Below are 21,981 nucleotides of genomic sequence, written 5' to 3'. Positions count from 1 at the left end.
GATCGGGGTCCCGGACCGAGATCGAGGGCTGAGCCGGCAGTTGGCCGCCCCGAGAGCCTGGTCCTAGACTCGACGGGTTCCCGAGAGGAGCCGCGGCTGCGGCCCCCGGGGCCATCCCTCATCGCCGTCAGGAGTCGAGCCCCCACATGTCGTATGCGCTGGAGCTGCGCCCGCCGGACCCCGCCGGTACGCACTCGCCCGAGCTGGTCTGGTCCGGCGACGGCGGTGCCGCCGTGCGCCGCACCGTACTGCCCAACGGCGTGCGGATCCTCACCGAGTCCATGCCCGGGCTGCTCTCTGCCTCCGTGGGCTTCTGGGTGGGGGTGGGCTCGCGCGACGAGCGGCCCGGTCACCTGGGCTCCACGCACTTCCTCGAGCACCTGCTGTTCAAGGGGACCGCCCGGCGCAGCGCGCTGCAGATCGCGGAGGCCTTCGACGAGGTCGGCGGCGAGTCGAACGCCGCCACGGCCAAGGAGTCCACGTGCTACTACGCGCGGGTGCTCTCCGAGGACCTGCCCATGGCGATCGACGTCCTCGCGGACATGGTCACCGCGCCGCTGCTGGAGACCGATGAGCTCGAGCGCGAGCGCGGGGTCATCCTCGAGGAGCTGGCCATGGACCAGGACGACCCCACGGACGTGGCCTTCGAGCACTTCGTCGAGCACGTTCTGCACGGCAACCCGCTCTCGCGCCCCATCGGGGGCACGCCCGAGGAGATCACCGGGGTGGCCCGCCAGCGCGTGCTCGAGCACTGGCAGGAGCACTACCGCCCGGAGAACCTCGTGGTCACCGCCGCCGGCGGCCTGGATCACGACCGCGTGGTCGAGGAGGTGCGCGAGCGCCTGGCCCGCGCCGGCTGGGACCCCGAGGCTCCCGGCCGTCCGCGGGCCCGTCGTTCGGGGCAGCTCGACGGCCTGGCACAGCTGAGCCCCGAGTGGGGCCGTCACCTGCTGCACCGCCCGGTCGAGCAGTCCAATGTGGTGATCGGGCGCCCCGGCCTCGTCACCGGCGACGAGCGCCGTTACGTCATGACCGTGCTCAACGCCGCGCTGGGCGGGGGCATGTCCTCGCGGCTGTTCCAGGAGATCCGGGAGAAGCGCGGGCTGGCCTACAGCACGTTCTCCTTCTCCGGCTCCTACTCGGATGCGGGATACTTCGGGATGTACGCCGGCTGCGCGCCCGCGCGCACCGACGAGGTGCTGGAGCTGATGCAGGCCCAGCTCCAGGAGCTGGCCGCCGACGGCCCGGGGGAGCGCGAGCTGGCCAAGGTCGTCGGGCAGCTGGCCGGCGGGACCGTCATGGCGCTGGAGGACTCCGGTTCGCGCATGAGCCGCCTGGGCTCGGCGGAGCTGGGCATCGGCGAGTTCGTTGATCTCGAGGAGACCATGAACCGGGTCCGCTCCGTGACCGCGCAGGACGTCCAGCGCCTGGCCGCCGAGCTCGCGGAGGGCCCCGCCGTCGTGCAGGTCGTGCAGCCCCCCGACGGGCAGTGAGCCCCCGGCCAGGCGCCCGCCCGCACGGCATGCGGGACGATCACCATCCGAGCCGCCGATCGGCGGCGCAGCGAAGGAGCACAGCATGAGCGAGAACACTGCGAGCGGACTGCGCGTGGCCGTCCTGGGCGCCCACGGGCGCATGGGCTCGGAGGCCGTCAAGGCCGTCGAGGCCGCCGAGGGACTGGACCTCGTGGCGGCCATCGATCACAGCGACAGCCTGCAGGGGCTCGTGGACGCGCAGGCGGAGGTCCTGATCGACCTGACGGTGCCCGCGGCCTCGGAGGACAACGTCCGCTTCGGCGTGGAGCACGGCATCCACTGCGTCGTGGGCACGACCGGATGGGACGACGAGAAGCTGGCCCGCCTGGAGCAGCTGCTGGGCGAGCACCCGGAGGTGGGCGTGCTGATCGCCCCGAACTTCTCGATCGGCGCGGTGCTGGCCATGCGCTTCTCGGCTCAGGCGGCTCGGTTCTTCGAATCGGCAGAGATCGTGGAGCTGCATCACCCGGACAAGGTCGACGCCCCGTCGGGCACCGCGGCGCGGACGACCGCGCTGATGGCCGCCGAGCGGGAGGAGGCCGGTGTGCCCGTCTCCCCGGATGCCACCCAGACCGATCCCACGGGCGCTCGCGGGGGCGTCGTGGACGGCATCCACGTCCACTCGGTGCGCCTGCGCGGACTGGTCGCGCACCAGGAGACGCTGCTGGGCTCCGTGGGGGAGCAGCTGAGCATCCGCCACGACTCGTTCGACCGCGTGTCCTTCATGTCCGGCGTGCTGCTGGGCGTGCGCACCGTCGGGCAGCGCCCGGGGCTGACCCACGGGCTCGACGGCTACCTGGACCTGGACGCGTGAGCGCCGAGGACGTCCGGCAGTCGCGGAGTCCGCTGCGGCGGCTGGGCTGGGTGGTGCTCGTCGCAGCGCTGCTGAGCCTGCTTCTGCTCCCGCTGCCGAGCGCGTCCAAGGTCTGGATCCTGGTGGTCGTGGCCTTCGCCGGCGTGTTCACGCTGCTCGAGGCTCGCGCCCAGGGCAAGGCGCTGGCCGCGATCATGGCAGCGCTGCTGGCCCTGTATCTGGGACTGAGCCTGCAGCGGGCGTGGATCCTGCTGAGCTCGGACGTGCTGGTCTCCAAGCTGCTGGCGATCGGGATGATCGTCCTGCCCGTGCTCGGCGTGTGGGCGCTGGTCCGCGAGGTCGTCTTCGGCTCCCGGTTAGAGGGCCTCGGCCGTCGTCTGGAGGCGGAGGGCGGACTGCCCGAGGACCTGCCGCGGCGCCCCAGCGGGCGGATCGTGCGCGAGGCCGCAGACAAGGACTTCGAGCGCTGGGCGCAGGAGGCCGAAGCCGCGCCCGGGGACTGGCGAAGCTGGTACCGGCTCGGCCTGGCCTACAGCGCCTCGGGGGACACTGCGCGCGCACGCCGGTGCATGCGCGATGCCGTGGCCCTGTCGCGAGGGCGCGCCCCGCGCGGCCCTGCCAGCACCGGTGACTGACGGAGACGGTAGGGTGGTCGCATGACTGCGCACCACGACAAGCCCCTGTTCGGAACCCTGCTCACCGCCATGGTGACTCCGTTCCGCACCGATGGTTCCGTGGATCTGGACTCCACCGCAGCGCTCGCGCAGCGCCTGGTGGGCCAGGGCTGCGACGGCCTGGTGGTCGGCGGCACCACCGGGGAGTACTCGACCATGACGGATGACGAGCACGAGGCGGTCTTCCGCGCCGTGCGCGAGGCCGTCGGCGATCGGGCCGCCCTGGTGGCCGGTGCGGGTTCCAATGACACCGCGCACACCATGCACCTGTCCGAGCAGGCCCAGAAGGCCGGCATGGACGGGCTGCTGATCGTCACCCCGTACTACAACAAGCCCACGCAGGCCGGCGTCGTCGCGCATTTCGAGAAGGTCGCCGACTCCGTCGAGCTGCCGATCATGCTCTACGACATCCCCGGCCGCACGGGCATCCCACTGTCGGCGGACACGCTGATCCGGCTGGGCGAGCACCCCAGAATCGTCGCGGTCAAGGACGCCAAGGCGGATCTCACGGAGGCCACGCGCGTCATGGCCGAGTCCGATCTGCTGTTCTACTCCGGCGACGACGGCCTGACCGTCCCGTGGATGGCCATCGGCGCCGTGGGCCTGGTCGGCGTGACCTCGCACGTGGACACCCCGCGCTTCCGCCGGATGATCGATGCCATGCGCAGCGATGACCTGGCCACGGCCCGCGGCCTGGCCTACGAGCTGGAGCCCGTGGTCCGCGCGACCATGACTCACGTGCCCGGCGCGGTGGCCGCCAAGCAGATCCTGCACTGGCAGGGCATGCTGCCCGGGCACACCGTGCGCCTGCCGTACGTCGAGGCCACCCAGGACGAGCTCGCCGTCATGCGCGCTGACCTGGAGGGCAGCGTCGTCCAGGACACGATCGGCGCCTGAGCCGTGCCTGCCGCTGCGCTGCAGCGAGTCGACGGCGCAGCCTGTCGGCGAACCGCGCTCCGCACCGCCCCGTCCTCGGGCGGCGGAGCGCGGACCCATGACATGAACAACTGAATGACCAGCAGCGCGAGATCGCGCTGACAACCGCACATGAAAGGGGTCACATGGTCCACTGGATCGAAGACCTGAAGGCACCGCCGTCCCTGTCCAAGGACACCCTGAGAGTCACCCCGCTGGGCGGCCTGGGCGAGGTCGGACGCAACATGACCGTGTTCGAGATCAACGGCCAGCTGCTGATCGTCGACTGCGGCGTGCTCTTCCCCGAGGAGCACCAGCCCGGCGTGGATCTGATCCTGCCGGACATCTCCCAGATCGAGGACCGCCTGGACGACGTCGTCGCGGTCGTGCTGACGCACGGCCACGAGGACCACATCGGCGCGATCCCGTACCTGCTCAAGCGCCGCCCGGACATCCCCCTGCTCGGCTCGCAGCTGACCCTGGCCCTGGTGGAGGCCAAGCTGCAGGAGCACCGCATCAAGCCGTTCATGCTGACCGTCCGCGAGGGCCAGGTGGAGAAGCTGGGCGAGTTCGAGTGCGAGTTCGTCGCCGTGAACCACTCCATTCCGGACGCCCTGGCCGTTTTCATGCGGACCAAGGGCGGCACGGTGCTGCACACGGGCGACTTCAAGATGGACCAGCTTCCTCTCGACGGCCGCATCACCGACCTGCGCCACTTCGCCCGCCTGGGCGAGGAGGGCGTGGACCTGTTCCTGACCGACTCGACCAACGCCGAGGTCCCGGGCTTCACGCCCACCGAGAAGGACATCGGGCCGGTGCTCTCCGGCGTCATCGCCAAGTCGACCCAGAAGGTCGTCGTCGCGTCGTTCTCCTCGCACGTCCATCGCGTGCAGCAGGTGCTCGACGCCGCCGTCGCGGCCAACCGCAAGGTCGTGCTGATGGGCCGGTCCATGGTGCGCAACATGGGCATCGCCGAGGAGCTCGGCTACCTGGACGTGCCCAAGGGCGTGCTGGTCGATCAGAAGAAGATCGACAACTACCGCGACGACGAGATCGTCGTGATGTGCACCGGCTCCCAGGGCGAGCCCATGGCGGCGCTGTCGCGCATGGCCCGCGGCGATCACCGGGTGCAGCTGCAGGAGGGCGACACCGTCATCCTCGCCTCATCGCTGATCCCGGGCAACGAGAACTCCGTGTTCCGCATCATCAACAGCCTCATGCGCATGGGCGCTCATGTGGTGCACAAGTCCAACGCCAAGGTCCACGTCTCCGGGCACGCCTCGGCTGGCGAGCTGCTGTACTGCTACAACATCGTCGAGCCCGAGCAGGTCATGCCGGTGCACGGCGAGGTCCGCCATCTCATGGCCAACGGCGAGCTCGCCGAGGCCACCGGCGTGCCGCCGGAGAGCGTGCTGCTGATCGAGAACGGCACCAGCGTGGATATGAAGCAGGGCCGGGCGCGCATCGCCGGGCGCCGCGACATCAAGTTCGTCTACGTCGACGGCTCGTCGGTCGGCATGATCACCGAGGACGACCTCCAGGACCGCATCGTGCTCGGCGAGGAGGGCTTCGTCTCGATCGTCGTCGTGATCGACCGCAAGTCCAAGTCCGTCGTCACCGGCCCGGACGTCCACGCCCGCGGCGTGGCCGAGAACGATCGTGTGTTCGACGAGATCAAGCCCAAGATCACCGCCGCGATCGAGGACGCGCTCAAGGACAAGCGCGAGCACACCACGCACCAGCTGCAGCAGACGGTGCGCCGCACGATCGGCCCGTGGGTGGGGCGCAAGCTGCGCCGCAAGCCCATGATCGTCCCGGTCGTGCTGGAGGCCGACCGGAGCTGATCCCGGCCGCCGCCCCGTGATCACCGGGCGGTCAGGCCACACCGCGGCCCGCAGACGAGCCATCGTCTGCGGGCCGTCGACTACCCTGGGGGCCATGGCGACTCGTACTTCCCCCGCCCGCAAGGGCGCCTCGACGTCGCGCGGCTCTGGCTCCAGGCCCAAGAGCGGATCCTCCAAGTCCCCCCGCGCCACGTCCTCCAGCTCCCGCGCAGCAGGCCCCGGCGCCGGCGAGCGCATCCTCGATGCCCTCCTCGGGCTCTGGCTGTGGGGCGCCCACCTGGTCGGCGGCGCCGTGCGCCGCATCGGCACCGTGCGCACCGATATGGAGCCCCAGGACCGTCGCGACGGCGGAGCCCTGGTGCTGCTGTGCCTGGCCGCGGCGATCGCCGTGGTCGAGTGGTGGAGCCTCTACGACTCCGGCGTGCCCGTGCTGGGCGCCGCCGCCTCGGGCATCCATGTGGTGGTCGCCGGGCTGATCGGCTGGGCGGCTCTCGTGCTGCCGCTGGCTCTGGGCGGCTTCGCCCTGCGGATCTTCCGCCGTCCCGTGCCCACCCCGCCGAACAACCGGATCGCGCTGGGCCTGAGCCTGGCGCTGCTGGCGGCCAGCGGGATCGCCCACGTGCTGGGCGGCTCGCCGGGCGTCGCGGATTCCTTCCAGGCCCGCCTCACCGCCGGCGGAGCCATCGGCTACCTGATGGCCGGCCCGCTGGGCGGGGTCATCACGCCCGTGGGCGCCGCGATCGTCTGCGCGCTGCTGCTGGCGATCTGCGTCCTGATCATCACCGGGACCCCGCTGTCGCAGATCGGCCCGCGCCTGGGCGCAGCCTGGCGGACCCTGGTGGGGGAGTCGGAGCCCCACAGGCGTGCGGGCACCGACCTCTCGGCGCAGGAGCACGACCGCTCCTACCTCGATGACCGCCAGGCCGAGCCCGAGTCCCGTGCGGCCCGGCGAGCTCGCAAGCGGCAGGAGAAGCAGGACGCGCAGCGCCGAGCCGAGCTGGACTCCTACCACGGCGACGAGGCCTTCGAGACGGCCGTGCTGCCGGACGGTCCCGAGGGGCAGGAGGCCGAGCAGCAGCCCCGCCGCTCGAGCCGTCGCCCAGCGGCGCGGGACACGGGTGAGAGCTTCGTCTACGACGTCGAGTCCGGAGAGGCGCCCAGCCCCCAGGAGGATTCCTCGGCCGCGGCTGCCGCTTCCCAGGAGGAGCGCCCGCGTCCGGGGCAGAAGCGCCCCACCCGCGATCAGCAGGCCGCGCGCAGGCTGCTGGCGGAGCAGGGACTCGAGCCCGGCGGCGCGGCGGCCTCCGCCGCCTCGGACACCGCGGCCGGCTCCGGCTCCTCCGCGCTCGTGGACGACCAGGGCGTCGACGAGCACGAGCCCGTCATGGGCCGAGCGGTCGTGCGCCGGGCGGAGACTCCGGTCGAGCCCATCCCGGCGCGCACCGAGCAGCTGCAGCTCGAGGGCGATGTCGCCTACACGCTGCCGGACCCGTCCTCGCTCGTGCTGGGGCCGCCGTCCAAGGAGCGCTCGGAGGCCAACGACGCCGTCGTGGCCGCGCTGACCAGCGTGCTGGAGCAGTTCAAGGTCGACGCCGAGGTCACCGGGTTCTCCCGAGGCCCCACGGTCACTCGCTACGAGATCGAGCTGGGTGCCGGCACCAAGGTCGAGCGCGTCACGGCGCTGTCCAAGAACATCTCCTACGCGGTCGCCTCGGCGGACGTGCGCATCCTCTCGCCGATCCCCGGCAAGTCCGCCATCGGCATCGAGATCCCGAACACCGACCGCGAGACCGTCGCCCTGGGCGACGTACTGCGCTCGCAGGCCGCGCGCAAGAACGATCACCCCATGGTCATGGGCGTGGGCAAGGACGTCGAGGGCGGCTTCGTCGTGGCGAACCTGGCCAAGATGCCGCACATGCTCGTGGCCGGTGCCACCGGCGCGGGCAAGTCGTCGTTCGTGAACTCCATGATCGTCTCGCTGCTCATGCGGGCCACCCCGGATGAGGTCCGCCTGGTGATGGTCGACCCCAAGCGCGTGGAGCTGACCGCCTACGAGGGCGTGCCGCACCTGATCACCCCGATCATCACGAACCCCAAGAAGGCCGCCGAGGCGCTGCAGTGGGTCGTGCGGGAGATGGATGCCCGCTACGACGACCTCTCGCGCTACGGCTACAAGCACATCGACGACTTCAACAAGGGCGTGCGCGCGGGCAAGGTCCAGCCCGAGCCGGGCTCCAAGCGCGTCATCCGCCCGTACCCGTACCTGCTGGTGATCGTGGACGAGCTCGCGGACCTGATGATGGTCGCCCCTCGCGATGTCGAGGACTCGATCGTGCGCATCACCCAGCTGGCGCGCGCGGCCGGCATCCACCTGGTGCTGGCCACCCAGCGCCCGTCGGTGGATGTGGTCACGGGCCTGATCAAGGCCAACGTGCCCTCGCGCATGGCGTTCGCGACCTCCTCGGTCACGGATTCCCGCGTGGTCCTGGACCAGCCCGGTGCGGAGAAGCTGATCGGACAGGGCGACGCACTGTTCCTGCCCATGGGCGCCTCCAAGCCCATGCGCGTGCAGGGCGCGTGGGTGGCGGAGTCCGAGATCCACGACGTCGTCGAGCACGTGAAGTCGCAGATGCAGACGCACTACCGCGACGACGTCATCCAGGAGCAGCCCAAGAAGCAGATCGACGAGGACATCGGGGACGATCTGGACGTCCTGCTGCAGGCGGTCGAGCTCGTGGTCACCACGCAGTTCGGCTCGACCTCCATGCTGCAGCGCAAGCTGCGCGTGGGCTTCGCCAAGGCCGGACGGCTCATGGACCTGATGGAGTCCCGCGGGGTGGTGGGCCCGTCGGAGGGCTCCAAGGCCCGCGACGTCCTGGTGGGTCCGGATGACCTGGCCGCCACCCTGGCCGTCATCCGCGGCGAGGATCCCCCCACCGCGGCCGAGCCCGCCCCGGCGCATCCGCATCAGGGCACCGGCGGCTCCGGTGAGATCGCGTCCTCCGGCGCCGACGCCCTGGACGACTCGGACGTCGAGGCCGCCGCCGAGTACTACGACGACGCGGACGAGGAGTCCAGCCAGGACGCCTGGCAGCTCACCGGCCGCTGAGCCGAGCCTCCGGCGCTGTGCCGTCCGCGACGACGACGCGCCGGAGGCCTCATCGCACGCAGACCGACGCGGCGCATCGCGCGCCGCAGGACAGGAGCACTTCATGACCGCAGCGGCCGATCAGGGTGGACGCCCCGCTCCGTCCAACTGGAACCTGCCCAATGCGCTGACCACGCTGCGGATCGTCATGGTCCCGTTCTTCGTGTGGTTCGCCGTGCTGGGCGGCTCGTTCGGCGAGGCCTCGCTGGGGTGGCGCTGGGCGGCCGTGGGCGTGTTCGGCCTGGCCATGTTCACCGACAAGCTCGACGGCGACATCGCCCGCGCCCGCGGGCTGATCACCTCGTTCGGCAAGATCGCCGATCCGATCGCGGACAAGCTGCTCACGGGGGCCGCCTTCATCGTCCTGTCGGCCATGGGCGAGCTGTGGTGGTGGGTCACGATCGTGATCCTGGTCCGCGAGTGGGGCATCACCGTCATGCGCTTCGCCGTGATCCGCTACGGCGTGATGGCCGCCTCGAAGGGCGGCAAGCTCAAGACCGTCCTGCAGACCATCGCGCTGCTGTTCCTGCTCATCCCGCTCGTTCCCGTGGTGGGTCAGTGGTGGCCCTGGATCGGCTGGTTCTTCATGGGCCTGGCCACGATCGTCACCGTGGTCACCGGCGTGGACTACGTGGTGAAGGCGTACCAGCTGCGCCGCGATTCCCTGGCGGCCGGCAAGCCCGTGGACAACAGCTGATGAGCGATCCCAGGGAATCGCCCGTGGACACGGCGAACACGACGAGCGGCACCGCCGCGGACGGCGGGCGTCCGTCGGGGGCCGATGAGGCTCTGGCCGAGGAGACCGTCGAATCGCTGGCCTCCCGCGCGGTGCGCGCGGCCTCGGCAGCCGGGCTGAGCCTGGGCACCGCCGAGTCGCTGACCGGGGGCGCCCTGGCCGCCGCGATCGTCTCCGTCCCCGGGGCCTCGGCGGCCTTCGAGGGGTCGGTCGTGTCCTACTCGCACGCGGTCAAGCAGCGGGTGCTGGGCGTGGAAGCCCAGCTGCTCGAGCGCACCGGGGCCGTCAGCTCCGAGGTCGCCGAGGCGATGGCCGTCGGGGCCCGCGCCGCGCTGGGCGTCGACGTCGTGGTCGCCACCACCGGAGTGGCCGGGCCGGAGCCGCACGACGAGCAGCCCGTGGGCACGGTGTGGCTCGGTGCCGCCGGTCCTCGCGGGCTCAGCTCCCGGCTGCTGCGGCTCGAGGGCGATCGGGAGCAGATCCGCCGCCTGAGCGTGCGGGCCGCCCTGGAGATGCTCGTGGAGGTCCTGGGCGCCTCCCAGTGAACTCCTAGCCGAACGGCCGTCGAGCACGGAACAATGGAGTCCTGTCGGCGGTTGCACCCACCGACGGCCCAGAGAGGGCCATCCGGGCCCGGTCGCCGACCGGTTCGGACAACGCGGAGGCCTCGTCCTCCGCACGACCGAGGAGCCACATCATCACCACCACCAAGACCCCTGTGTCCGTCAACGGAATCATTCGCTGGAAGGACATGGACCAGACTTCGACGACGGAGGCGGAGGCCGCGCAGTCCCGGCCCGTCGTGCTGCGTCAGGAGATCGGTGAGGTCCTGCGTTCGGTCCGCCAGCGTCAGGGCCGCACGCTGCGCGAGGTCTCCCACTCCGCACGCGTATCGCTCGGCTACCTGTCGGAGGTGGAGCGCGGGCAGAAGGAGGCGTCCTCCGAGCTGCTCGCCTCGATCTGCGCCGCACTCGACATCCCCGTGTCGGCCATGCTGCGCGAGGTCGCCGATCACATCGCCGAGCTCGAGGGCAACTTCGCCCCGGACACGGTGCCGGCGGAGCTGCACGAGGAGTTCGGCTCGAGCTTCGCGGGGACCGTCCAGGCCTCCTGAGGCCCAGCGCCTCCCGCGGCGACCCGACTGGTCGCCGCCCCATGACCAGCTGCAGGGCCCGGTGCCGACAACGGCGCCGGGCCCTGCGCCGTGCCGGGCCCGTCGGCTGTCCGGCTCGGATCCGATCTGAAGAGGAGCGATCGCCCGCATGCGCGTGAGCAGGTTCAACGAGATGGTCGTCCACGAGTTCGGACAGGCGCAGGGCCGGATCCTGGTGCGCGACACCGTGCTGGGGGAGCTCGGCCACCGAACCGCCGAGCAGGCGCTGGCCGACGGCGAGGATCCCAAGCTCGTCTGGTTCGCGCTGTGCCGCGAGCAGCAGGTCCCCGAGTCCCGGCAGTGGGGGCCGGACCAGGAGCCGCGCTCCTGAAGCGGACCCGTCGCGACACGCGCAGGTCCGCTGCATTCGAAGAGGTGTTCGAATCGGCTATCGTGGGGCCTGCGCCCGCAGGGTCGCCGCCTCCGGCCGCATCTCGGTGTGCTGAGGCGGCGCCGGCGGGCCCCGCGGGCTCCACAGCTGCTGGTCGCAGGCCCCTTCGGGGCGGCTGATCGGCAGCCCCCACGGTCCGTCTTGTGCTGTCGGACCCCGTCCATACGTTGGTGCGCAGCAGCACCGTCGGGCCCCTCATCGAGCGGACCCGCCCCCACGATCCACGCGAGGTGAATGATGGCTCCCAAGAAGTCCGCAGCTTCGGCTGCCTCCGGCGGCTCGGACCGCGAGCAGGCGCTCGAGACCGTCCTGGCCCAGATCGACAAGAGCTACGGCAAGGGCTCGGTCATGAAGCTGGGCGAGCGCCCGGCGCAGAAGGTGGAGGTCATCCCCACCGGCTCGATCGCCCTGGACGTGGCCCTCGGCACCGGCGGCTTCCCGCGCGGACGCGTCGTGGAGATCTACGGCCCGGAGTCCTCCGGCAAGACCACGGTGGCCCTGCACGCGGTGGCCAGCGTCCAGCGCGCCGGCGGCATCGCGGCCTTCATCGATGCCGAGCACGCCCTGGACCCGGTCTACGCCCAGAAGCTCGGCGTGGACATCGACAACCTCCTGGTCTCCCAGCCGGACACCGGCGAGCAGGCGCTCGAGATCATGGACATGCTGGTCGGCTCCGGCTCGATCGACATCGTCGTGGTGGATTCCGTGGCGGCGCTGGTGCCCAAGGCGGAGATCGAGGGTGAGATGGGCGATTCGCACGTGGGCCTGCAGGCCCGCCTGATGTCGCAGGCGCTGCGCAAGATCACCGGTCGCCTGTCCCATTCGAACACCACCGCGATCTTCATCAACCAGCTGCGCGAGAAGATCGGTGTCATGTTCGGCTCGCCGGAGACCACCACGGGCGGCAAGGCGCTGAAGTTCTACGCCTCCGTGCGCGTGGACGTGCGCCGCATCGAGACCCTCAAGGACGGTGCGAACCCCGTGGGCAACCGCACCCGCGCCAAGATCGTCAAGAACAAGATGGCCCCGCCGTTCAAGCAGGCCGAGTTCGACATCCTCTACGGCCAGGGCATCTCCACCGAGGGCGGCCTGATCGACCTGGGCGTGGAGCAGGGCATCGTCAAGAAGTCCGGTGCCTGGTACACGTACGAGGGCGACCAGCTCGGTCAGGGCAAGGAGAACTCGCGCCGGTTCCTCAAGGACAACCCGGAGCTGGCCGAGGAGATCGAGCAGCGCCTGCTGGTCAAGCTCGGCATCGTCGAGGACCCGAACGAGGAGGTCGACCAGGAGGCGATCGCCACCGCGGGCATCGATGCCCCGCTGGGCGGCGACTCCGAGAAGGCCCCGGCGGACGCCGCCTTCTGAGCGGCTGCCGGCCTGATGCGCTGAGCCAGCCCCCGCCGCCCGCTCGGGCAGCGGGGGCTGCTCGCCTCAGATCCGGGCTCGTGCCTGTCCACAGCGCGATGACGGTGCTGCGCCAGGCCCCAGCCCGCTGACCGGAGATCGCACGGGCCAGAGACCTATCTGACCAGAGATCGCACGGGCCAGAGACCCTGCAGACCAGAGACACAGCTCAGGAGCGCCGATCCTCGTGGACCCAGACGACCTGCCCGTGCAGGACAGCGATCAGCTGCCGCAGGACACGCTGGCGGATGAGCTCGGCGAGTCGGACTACGACCGCCGCCGTCTCAGAGCCCAGCAGCGCGCCCGCCGCATGGGGCGTGCCGTGCGCAGCGACCGCGACATGCCCTCGGATCCGACGGAGGCCGCTGAGCAGCAGGAGCAGCTGCATGAGACGGCGCGCGCCATCGTGCTGCGCCAGCTCACCGCCTCGGCCAAGTCGCGCCAGCAGCTCGAGGACAAGCTCGCGGACAAGGACATCCCGGAGTCCGTGGCACGGGCGGTGCTGGATCGTTTCGAGCAGGTCGAGCTCGTGGACGATCAGGCCTTCGCGCAGTCCTACGTCCGGCAGCGGGCGGAGACCCGCAAGCTGGCCCGCCCGGCCCTGCGCATGGAGCTGCAGCGCAAGGGCGTGGACCGGGACCTCGTCGAGCAGGCCCTCGCCCAGCGCACCGATGACGACGAGCGGGCGGATGCCGTGGAGCTCGCGCGCCGCAAGCTGCCGTCGGGTCCGGCGCTTCAGGCGCAGCTGGCAGATCGCGAGGCCAAGCAGAAGCTCATCCGCCGCATGGTCTCCGCCCTGGCGCGCAAGGGCTACGCCCCAGGGCTGGCCTTCGAGGTCGTGCGCGGCGTGCTGGACGACCACGGCACCGGCGATGACGGCCTGCTCGAGGAGCCGGAGAGCCTCTGAGGAGGATGGCCTCGGCTCGGTGCAGCGGGGGAGCGGGAGATTTGACCGACTCACTATCCTTGTCGCGTGACTCCCCGCCTCGATACCGCCCAGACCGGCCCCTCCACGCTCGCCCCCGAGGTCCCCGTGCTCGAGGCCCCGCGCTCCTATGAGGTGCGCACCTTCGGCTGCCAGATGAACGTCCACGACTCCGAGCGGATCTCCGGGATGCTCGAGACCGCCGGCTACGTCCCCGCCCAGCCGGAGGACGAGCCGGATCTCATCGTGTTCAACACCTGCGCGGTGCGCGAGAACGCCGACAACAAGCTCTACGGCAACCTCTCCCAGCTCGTGGGACCCAAGAAGCGCAACGAGCGCATGCAGGTGGCTGTGGGCGGATGCCTGGCGCAGAAGGACCAGGATCGGATCCTGGAGACCTCACCGGTCGTCGACGTCGTGTTCGGAACCCACAACATCGGCTCTCTGCCGACCCTGCTCGAGCGCGCTCGGCACAACGAGGACGCGCAGATCGAGATCCTCGAGTCGCTGGAGACCTTCCCGTCGGCGCTGCCGACCAAGCGGGACCAGGCCTACGCGGGCTGGGTCTCGATCTCGGTGGGATGCAACAACACGTGCACGTTCTGCATCGTGCCGTCGCTGCGCGGCAAGGAGGAGGACCGTCGGCCCGGCGACATCCTGGCCGAGGTCCAGGCGCTCGTGGATCAGGGCGCGGTCGAGGTCACCCTGCTGGGGCAGAACGTGAACTCCTACGGCGTCTCCTTCGGCGACCGCCAGGCCTTCTCCAAGCTGCTGCGCGCCTGCGGGCAGATCGAGGGGCTGGAGCGCGTGCGCTTCACCTCCCCGCATCCGGCCGCCTTCACCGACGACGTCATCGACGCCATGGCCGAGACCCCCAATGTCATGCCGCAGCTGCACATGCCGCTGCAGTCCGGGTCGGATCGGGTGCTCAAGGACATGCGTCGGTCCTACCGCTCCGCCAGGTTCCTGCGGATCCTGGAGAAGGTCCGCGAGCAGATCCCGCACGCTGCGATCACCACCGACATCATCGTGGGCTTCCCTGGTGAGACCGAGGAGGACTTCCAGGACACCCTCGACGTCGTCGAGCGCTCCCGGTTCTCCTCGGCCTTCACCTTCCAGTACTCCGTGCGCCCGGGCACTCCGGCAGGCGAGCGCGAGGACCAGCTGCCCAAGGAGGTCGTCCAGCACCGCTACGAGCGCCTGGTGGCCCTGCAGGACCGGATCGCCGCCGAGGAGAACGAGCAGCTGGTGGGTCGCACCCTCGAGCTGCTGGTCACCGCGGACACGGGGCGCAAGTCCGAGGCCACCCATCGCCTCTCGGGGCGCGCACCCGACCAGCGCCTGGTCCACTTCTCGGTGCCCGAGGGCGAGCAGGCCCCGCGCCCGGGTGACTTCGTGACCGTGCCCGTGACCCGGGCGGCCGCCTATCACCTGATCGCCGATCCGCAGCCCGGCCAGTACCGGCTGCGCCGCTCGCGCGGCGGGGATGCCTGGGAGCGCGAGCAGGCCGCCTCCTGCGCAGCGCCGAGCGGCGGTGCCGCCGGCGGCGCGGGCGGTGCGGTGAGCCTCGGCATGCCGTCACTGCCCGTGCGCGGAGCGTGAGCGCAGCGCCTCAGGTCCGGGCAGGCCAGATGCCGGTCGTCGGGATCGTCGGGCCCACCGGGACCGGCAAGTCGGACCTGGCGATCGCCCTGGCCCAGCGGCTGGACGGGGAGGTCGTCAACGCCGACTCCATGCAGTTCTACCGGGGCATGGACATCGGCACCGCCAAGGTCACGGAGGCTCAGCGTCGGGGGGTCCCGCACCATCTCCTGGACATCCTGGACGTGCGCCAGGAGGCCTCGGTGGCCCGCTTCCAGCGCGCAGCCCGGGAGTGCTTCGAGGACATCCGCTCGCGCCGTCGCGTGCCGATCCTGGTGGGCGGCTCGGGCCTCTACGTGCGCGCCGCGCTCGATGAGATCGAGTTCCCCGGCACCGACCCGCAGGTCCGCGCTCGCCTGATGCAGGAGCTGCAGGACCACGGCGAGGGGCCGCTGCGCCGACGGCTGCAGGAGGCCGATCCTGCCTCCGCCCAGCGCGTGCACGACGACCGCCGCCTCATCCGGGCGCTCGAGGTCCTGGAGGTGACCGGGCGGCCGTTCACGTCGTTCATGCCCACGCGCACGTATCACCAGCCTGCCGTGCAGATCGGTCTGGACACCGATCGCGCCGTGCTGCATCAGCGCCTGGCCGATCGCGTGCAGGCCATGGCCGAGGCCGGTCTGGAGGGCGAGGTCGCGCGCCTGCTGCCGCTCGGACTGCTCGAGAGCCCCACCGCAGGCCGTGCGCTGGGCTATCCGCAGTTCGCCGACGTCGTGCTGGGGCGCACCGATCGCGCACAGGCCATCGAGGCCACGACCGTGGCCACCCGCCAGTTCGCCCGACGCCAGCTCACCTGGTTCCGCGCCGATCAGCGCGTGCACTGGCTCGAGGCCGGTGCCGAGGACCTCGTGGAGCAGGTCCAGCGGATCCTCAGCGCGGACTAGCATGCTGGGGTGGACGCCCGCACACCGACCCAGGAGGACGACCCCGTGACTGCCGAGACCACCACCGAGACCGCTTCCGCGCAGGAGGCCCCGTCGGTCTTCGGCGAGCTCAGCGGGATGGAGTTCCTCAAGGGCCACGGCACGGGCAATGACTTCGTGCTCGTGGTGGACCCGGACGGGCAGCTGCTGCTGGACGACGACGTGGTCCGACGGGCCTGCGACCGCCACCAAGGCATCGGCGGCGACGGCTTCATCCGCCTCATCCGCTCCTCGGCGCTGCCCGAGGGCCGGGAGCTGCTCGAGCAGGATCCGTCGGCCGAGTGGTTCATGGACTACCGCAACGGCGACGGCTCGATCGCCGAGATGTGCGGCAACGGCGTGCGCGTGTTCGTCCGAGCGCTGCTGCAGCAGGGCCTGGTGGAGCTGCCAGAGGGCGCCATGCTGCGCATCGGCACCCGCGGAGGCCTCAAGACGGTCGCCGCCACGCCCGACGGCTTCGCCGTGGACATGGGGCCGTGGGGATTCATCGACGGCGACCGGGCGCGCGAGCGGGGCTCCGATGCCGTCGTGACGGCCCAGGGCCTGAAGGTCCCTCGTCCGGGGGTCTCGATCACCATGGGCAACCCGCACACCGTGGTGGCGCTGGCCGAGGGAGAGAAGCTCGATCACCTGCAGCTGTGGACCCAGCCGGAGGTGAGCCCCACGCCTCCCGACGGCACCAATGTGGAGTTCGTGGTCCCGGCCGACGACGAGGGCGACGGCATCGGCCGACTGCGCATGCGCGTCCACGAGCGCGGGGTGGGGGAGACCCAGTCCTGCGGCACCGGGGCCTGCGCCGCCGCGGCCGCGACGCGGTTCTGGGCGGGGGCCTCGGCACCCGATGAGTACCTGGTCCAGGTGCCCGGCGGCATCGTCTCGGCGACCTTCGTGCCCGGGCCGGACGGCGCTGAGCATGTGGTGCTGGCCGGACCGGCAGAGATCGTGGCGCGCGGCGTCTTCGCCTGAGGCGCCCTCAGCGGGTTGCACGGGCGGCCGAATCTGCCCTGGACACGGCTCGACGAGCAGCGTCCCGGGGTATTGCTGGAGTCCTCCGGCGCGGCGGCCGCCAGCTGGGGTGATCAGCCCCGGGTGACGGCGAGGATACGGAAGCCCTTGGCGGTCGCCGTGCGCCGGACCTCCCAGGCCCCTGCGGCGGCCTCCGGCAGCGCTGTGGCGAGCCAGGACTGCAGGGTGTCCGCACCCAGGTTCTTCTGCACCACCAGCCAGGCGGTGCCGCCGGAGGCCAGGCGCGGCAGCCACAGCAGCAGCAGCTCGTGCAGCGCCTGCTTGCCGATGCGGATCGGCGGGTTCGACCAGATCGTGTCGAACCGGCGGTCGTCGGGGACGTCCTGGGGGCGCAGAGCCTCCACGCCAGTCAGACCCAGGGCCGCCGCGTTGTCGCGGGTCAGACCCAGGGAACGGTCGTTGACGTCCACGGCCGTCATCCGTGCCCCCGGCTGTCCAGCCTGAGCCATGGCGATCGCCACCGGGCCCCAGCCGCAGCCCAGGTCCAGCAGCTCGGCGCCCGTCGGATCGGGGACCTCGTCGAGCAGGATCGCGGTGCCCTTGTCCAGGCCCTTGGGGGAGAACACCCCGCCGGCGGTCTCGACGGAGACCTCCCGGCCGCGCAGCTGCACCCGGATCCGCGAGCGGCGCTCCTCGTCCTGCGGAGTCGTGAAGTAGTGGGCGCCAGGGGTCTCGGACATGGGGACCATGGTAGGTCGCCGGGCGATGGGCTCGCGGCCTGTCCGCTCCCGACGGCGGCTCCGGATCCGCTGCACAGGCGCCGTCGCGGAACAAACCGCGTCCGCGCTGCGCTGTACCCTTGATCGAGCCTCTGCGGCCTCATTCCCCGAGCCCGCACACGGCGTGTCAGACCACCCGAAAAGGATCCATGACCCACATCCCCGACAGCGGTGCCGAGCCCACCGGCGCCACGCCCACCGATCAGCAGCTCGAGGACGTCGTCGCTCGGGTGCTCTCGCGCGCCCAGCAGCGCCGGGACCGGGACGACCGGTCCGCCCCCGACGATTCCGGCTCGGAGGCAGGGACCTCCCAGGATGCTGCCGAGGAAGCTCCGGCAGGCGGCGGGCGCCGCGATGTCCTGAGCGGACGCGCCCGCGAGCTCGCGGACCGGAGCGTGCACACCGACGCCGACGGCGCCCAGATGGAGCTGTCCGAGCGGCAGTCGCTGCGCCGCGTGGCCAACCTGTCCACCGAGCTCGAGGACATCACCGAGGTCGAGTACCGCGAGCTGCGCCTGGAGAAGGTCGTGCTCGCCGGGCTGTGGACCACCGGCCCGGCCTCCGAGGCGGAGAACTCCCTGCGCGAGCTCGCGGCCCTGGCCGAGACCGCCGGCTCCGAGGTCCTCGACGGCATCATCCAGCGCCGCACCACCCCGGATCCGGCCACCTATCTGGGCTCGGGCAAGGCCCTGGAGCTCAAGGACATCGTGGCGGCCACGGGGGCGGACACCGTCGTCGTGGACGAGGAGCTGGCCCCGTCGCAGCGCCGCGCCCTGGAGGACGTCGTCAAGGTCAAGGTCATCGACCGGACCGGACTGATCCTGGACATCTTCGCCCAGCACGCCAAGTCCAAGGAGGGCAAGGCCCAGGTCGAGCTGGCCCAGCTCGAGTACATGCTCCCGCGCCTGCGCGGCTGGGGCGAGAGCCTCTCCCGCCAGGCGGGCGGTCGCGCCGCGGGCGGCGAGGGCATCGGTTCGCGCGGTCCCGGTGAGACCAAGATCGAGATGGACCGCCGCCGGATCCGCGCACGCATGGCCAAGCTGCGTCGCGAGATCGCCGCCATGAAGCCCTCGCGCGAGGCCAAGAGGCTGAACCGCCGTCGCAACTCGGTGCCCTCGGTCGCGATCGCCGGGTACACGAACGCGGGCAAGTCCTCGCTGCTCAACCGGCTGACGGATGCCGGAGTGCTCGTGGAGAACGCCCTGTTCGCCACTCTGGATCCCACGGTCCGCAAGGCCGAGACTCCGGACGGCATCGGCTACACGCTCTCGGACACGGTCGGCTTCGTGCGTTCGCTGCCCACACAGCTCGTCGAGGCCTTCCGCTCGACCCTCGAGGAGGTCGCCGACTCGGATGTGATCGTCCACGTCGTGGACGCCTCGCACCCGGATCCCGAGGGGCAGATCCGCGCGGTCCACGAGGTCCTCGCGGATATCGACGCCCTCGACCTGCCGGAGATCATCGCGCTGAACAAGGCCGATGCGGCCGACCCGTTCGTGGTGCAGCGGATGCGCAACACCCACCGCGACGTCGTCGTCGTCTCGGCCCGCACGGGCGAGGGCATCGACGAGCTCAAGCAGCGCATCTCCGAGGCGATCCCGCGCCCCGATCACGTGCTGGACCTGCTGGTCCCGTACACCGACGGCGACATCGTCTCGCGGCTGCACGGCTGGGACGCCGAGATCCTGCGCACCGAGTACCTGGGCGAGGGCACGCACCTGCTCGTGAAGGTGCGCGAGGACCTGGCCGGCGAGCTGCAGCGCTATGTGTGGCAGGACGCCCAGCAGTTCGGGCAGGGCGTGCCCGGCGACGGCACGGACGCCGCGGCCTCGGACGCAGCAGACGCCGGCTCTGCTGAGCAGGCCGCCTCCGGCGCCGAGGCGCGCTGAGCGTGGCGGGGGCCAGCACGGGATTCCGGGATGCCTCCGGACGCCCCGTCGTGGATGTCCGCCCGGAGTCTCTGCCCGGCGGAGCCGACGCGCTGCACCTTCTGGACACGGCCGTCGAGGCCCTGGGGGGTCAGCGCCGCGACGGCCAGCGCCTGATGGCGGGCAAGGTCGCTGAGGCCCTCCAGCTGAACCGCCACCTGCTGGTCCAGGCCGGCACGGGCACCGGCAAGTCGCTGGCCTACCTGACCCCGCTGGTCCAGCACGCGCGCACGGCCGAGCGCCCCGTGGTGGTCGCCACCGCCACGCTCGCGCTGCAGTCCCAGGTGGTCGGCCGAGACGTCCCCCGCCTGCTCGACGTCCTGTCGGAGGAGCTGCCGGAGGACCTCGAGGTCGCGCTGCTCAAGGGCCGCAGCAACTACGCCTGTCTGCACAAGATCGAGGGCGGCTATCCCGAGGACGAGGGCGGCGCGCTGTTCGCCATGCCCGACGACGGCCCGCATCCCCCGGCCGCATCGAGCTCCCGCGCCGGACGGCTCGGGCAGGAGGTCAAGCGCCTGCGCGAATGGGCGGAGGTCACCGATACCGGCGACCGGGACGACGTCACCCCGGGCGTCACCGACGCCGCCTGGCGGCAGGTCTCCGTCTCCGCGCGCGAGTGCCTGGGCCGCAGCTGCCCGCTCGTGGAGAGCTGCTTCGCCGAGCTCGCCAAGGCCCGGGCGGCCGAGGCCGACATCATCATCACCAATCACGCCCTGCTGGCGATCAACGCCTTCGAATCCATCCAGGTCCTCCCCGAGCACGACGTCGTGGTGGTCGACGAGGCCCACGAGTTGCGGGACCGGGTGACGGGAGCCGTCTCTGGAGCCATGTCCGCGGCCACGGTGCGCTCGGTGGCCGCCTCCGTGCGCAAGCACACCACCGCCAAGCACGAGGAGCTGGCCTCCGGTGCGGACGATCTCGAGAAGGCCCTCGAAGGCGTGCCGGCCGAGCTGCTGGCCAGGGGGCTGACCGAGCCGATGTCGGCGGCCGTCGCACGCATCCGCGAGGCCGCACGCACCGCGCTGTCGGAGACCAAGCCCGAGTCCAAGGACGGCGGGCGCGAGACCGACGGCGGCCGGCAGATGACGCGATCGCGGCTGAGCGAGACCCTCGAGCTCGCGGAGCGGCTGCTCGGCGCGCACGAGGCGCGCGAGGTGATGTGGCTGTCGCGCCAGGGCGGCTGGGAGCCCGGCCGCGGCTACGTCCCGGCCGATGACTCCGATCCGGCGACCCTCAGCATCGCGCCGCTGAACGTGGGCGGGCGCCTGCGCGAGGGCCTGTTCGAGGGCCGCACGGTCGTGCTGACCTCGGCTACCCTGACGGTGGGCGAGTCCTTCGACGCCGTGGCCGGCGATCTGGGACTCAAGGGCTCCGGCGCACCGAAGTGGGACGGCATCGACGTCGGCAGCCCCTTCGACTACCCGCGCCAGGGCATCCTCTACATGGCGAAGCACCTGGACAAGCCCGGGCGTCAGCTCTCCGACGGGATGCTGCAGGAGATCCAGGATCTGCTCGAAGCCTCCGGCGGGGGAGCCCTCGGGCTGTTCTCCTCGCGCCGAGCGGCGGAGGAGGCCGCGGAGGTGATGCGCGAGCGAACCGGCCTGTCGATCCTGTGCCAGGGCGAGTCGACGCTCAGCGCGCTCGTCTCCCAGTTCGCCGAGGAGCCGGACACGTCGCTGTTCGGGACCATGGGGCTGTGGCAGGGAGTCGACGTGCCCGGCGACTCCTGCCGTCTGGTGCTGATCGACCGCATCCCGTTCCCGCGCCCGGATGATCCGCTGTCCACGGCGCGCACCCGCGCGGTCGCCGACAGCGGAGGCAACGGGTTCATGGCGATCTCGGCCACACACGCCGCTGTGCGCCTGGCCCAGGGAGCGGGTCGACTGATCCGCTCCACGAGCGATCGCGGCGTGGTGGCGGTGCTGGACTCGCGGATCGCCACGGCGCGCTACGGCGGGTTCCTGCGCGCCAGCCTGCCTCCGCTGTGGACGACGACCGACCGGAAGACCGTCCACTCGGCGCTGCAGCGGCTGCACGGCCAGGACTGAGCCGGCCGGGGCAACCGCGCGCAATCCATACCTACTGCATTTCGATCCATGTGACTCTGGATATCAGAAGAGTCCACTCTATCGACGATGAAGGAGCTCGTCATGGTCGATGCGCGCAGCGGCGCGGACGCAGCGGGAGCTGTCTCTTATACACACT

At 71.3% G+C, this 21,981-nt stretch carries 18 protein-coding genes; 17 read left to right on the top strand and 1 reads right to left on the bottom strand.

Translation table 11 applies throughout. The features are described from left to right. The first annotated feature begins 146 nt into the window (after positions 1 to 146). The 15 genes from FFS25_RS11580 to dapF all read left to right on the top strand — a co-directional run bounded on the left by FFS25_RS11580 (position 147) and on the right by dapF (position 17,069). Positions 147 to 1,493 (top strand): M16 family metallopeptidase, encoded by a 1,347-nt coding sequence (locus tag FFS25_RS11580; protein WP_137803026.1) that lies wholly within the window; start codon positions 147 to 149, stop codon positions 1,491 to 1,493. Between the two features lie 85 nt (positions 1,494 to 1,578). Beyond that, on the top strand, positions 1,579 to 2,349 hold the full coding sequence (dapB, locus tag FFS25_RS11575) for a 4-hydroxy-tetrahydrodipicolinate reductase (protein ID WP_137803025.1): 771 nt from the start codon (positions 1,579 to 1,581) through the stop codon (positions 2,347 to 2,349). Beyond that, entirely contained in the window at positions 2,346 to 2,984 is a 639-nt protein-coding gene (locus tag FFS25_RS11570; RefSeq protein ID WP_137803024.1) for a tetratricopeptide repeat protein, read from the top strand. Before dapB ends, FFS25_RS11570 begins: the two co-directional genes overlap by 4 nt. A gap of 21 nt (positions 2,985 to 3,005) precedes the next feature. Next, entirely contained in the window at positions 3,006 to 3,920 is a 915-nt protein-coding gene (dapA, locus tag FFS25_RS11565; RefSeq protein WP_137803023.1) for a 4-hydroxy-tetrahydrodipicolinate synthase, read from the top strand. Between the two features lie 164 nt (positions 3,921 to 4,084). Beyond that, the gene (locus FFS25_RS11560; protein ID WP_006214496.1) at positions 4,085 to 5,782 is read left to right on the top strand and encodes a ribonuclease J; all 1,698 of its coding nucleotides are present in this window, start codon (positions 4,085 to 4,087) and stop codon (positions 5,780 to 5,782) included. A 94-nt stretch (positions 5,783 to 5,876) separates the two neighbouring features. Continuing rightward, a complete protein-coding gene (locus FFS25_RS11555; protein WP_171004194.1) occupies positions 5,877 to 8,891 on the top strand; it encodes an FtsK/SpoIIIE family DNA translocase in 3,015 nt (1,004 codons plus the stop codon). A 103-nt stretch (positions 8,892 to 8,994) separates the two neighbouring features. Further along, complete coding sequence (gene pgsA / locus FFS25_RS11550) at positions 8,995 to 9,627, top strand: CDP-diacylglycerol--glycerol-3-phosphate 3-phosphatidyltransferase (protein WP_024290166.1); 633 nt, start codon at positions 8,995 to 8,997, stop codon at positions 9,625 to 9,627. Beyond that, positions 9,627 to 10,211 (top strand): CinA family protein, encoded by a 585-nt coding sequence (locus FFS25_RS11545; protein WP_249933887.1) that lies wholly within the window; start codon positions 9,627 to 9,629, stop codon positions 10,209 to 10,211. The genes pgsA and FFS25_RS11545 overlap by 1 nt, the downstream gene beginning before the upstream one ends. Before the next feature lie 206 nt (positions 10,212 to 10,417). Then, positions 10,418 to 10,780: a helix-turn-helix domain-containing protein gene (locus FFS25_RS11540; protein ID WP_137803022.1), complete on the top strand. Its 363-nt coding sequence runs from the start codon at positions 10,418 to 10,420 to the stop codon at positions 10,778 to 10,780. Positions 10,781 to 10,928: 148 nt separating this feature from the next. After that, complete coding sequence (locus tag FFS25_RS11535; RefSeq protein WP_006214502.1) at positions 10,929 to 11,150, top strand: DUF3046 domain-containing protein; 222 nt, start codon at positions 10,929 to 10,931, stop codon at positions 11,148 to 11,150. Between the two features lie 297 nt (positions 11,151 to 11,447). Beyond that, the gene (gene recA / locus FFS25_RS11530) at positions 11,448 to 12,575 is read left to right on the top strand and encodes a recombinase RecA (protein ID WP_058872323.1); all 1,128 of its coding nucleotides are present in this window, start codon (positions 11,448 to 11,450) and stop codon (positions 12,573 to 12,575) included. Positions 12,576 to 12,801: 226 nt separating this feature from the next. After that, entirely contained in the window at positions 12,802 to 13,521 is a 720-nt protein-coding gene (locus tag FFS25_RS11525; RefSeq protein ID WP_006214504.1) for a regulatory protein RecX, read from the top strand. A gap of 126 nt (positions 13,522 to 13,647) precedes the next feature. Continuing rightward, positions 13,648 to 15,141: a tRNA (N6-isopentenyl adenosine(37)-C2)-methylthiotransferase MiaB gene (gene miaB / locus FFS25_RS11520; RefSeq protein WP_040560749.1), complete on the top strand. Its 1,494-nt coding sequence runs from the start codon at positions 13,648 to 13,650 to the stop codon at positions 15,139 to 15,141. A gap of 29 nt (positions 15,142 to 15,170) precedes the next feature. After that, complete coding sequence (miaA, locus tag FFS25_RS11515; protein ID WP_058872297.1) at positions 15,171 to 16,064, top strand: tRNA (adenosine(37)-N6)-dimethylallyltransferase MiaA; 894 nt, start codon at positions 15,171 to 15,173, stop codon at positions 16,062 to 16,064. Between the two features lie 117 nt (positions 16,065 to 16,181). Beyond that, entirely contained in the window at positions 16,182 to 17,069 is an 888-nt protein-coding gene (dapF, locus tag FFS25_RS11510) for a diaminopimelate epimerase (protein ID WP_058872325.1), read from the top strand. Between the two features lie 113 nt (positions 17,070 to 17,182). Here the strand turns inward: dapF and FFS25_RS11505 are convergent, their stop codons facing one another. After that, positions 17,183 to 17,818, bottom strand: coding sequence for a class I SAM-dependent methyltransferase (locus FFS25_RS11505; RefSeq protein WP_171004193.1), 636 nt, complete (start codon positions 17,816 to 17,818; stop codon positions 17,183 to 17,185). Between the two features lie 179 nt (positions 17,819 to 17,997). On the opposite strand from FFS25_RS11505, the gene hflX reads away from it, so the two are divergent. Next, positions 17,998 to 19,737, top strand: coding sequence for a GTPase HflX (gene hflX / locus FFS25_RS11500; protein WP_137803020.1), 1,740 nt, complete (start codon positions 17,998 to 18,000; stop codon positions 19,735 to 19,737). Between the two features lie 2 nt (positions 19,738 to 19,739). Further along, a complete protein-coding gene (locus tag FFS25_RS11495; protein ID WP_283957219.1) occupies positions 19,740 to 21,824 on the top strand; it encodes an ATP-dependent DNA helicase in 2,085 nt (694 codons plus the stop codon). Positions 21,825 to 21,981: the final 157 nt, after the last annotated feature.

It is taken from the genome of Kocuria sp. 2SI, from assembly GCF_005502825.1.
Classification (GTDB): Bacteria; Actinomycetota; Actinomycetes; order Actinomycetales; family Micrococcaceae; genus Kocuria; species Kocuria palustris.
The sequence above is the reverse complement of the archived record's forward strand: the minus strand, read 5'-3'. Positions and strand labels throughout refer to the sequence as shown.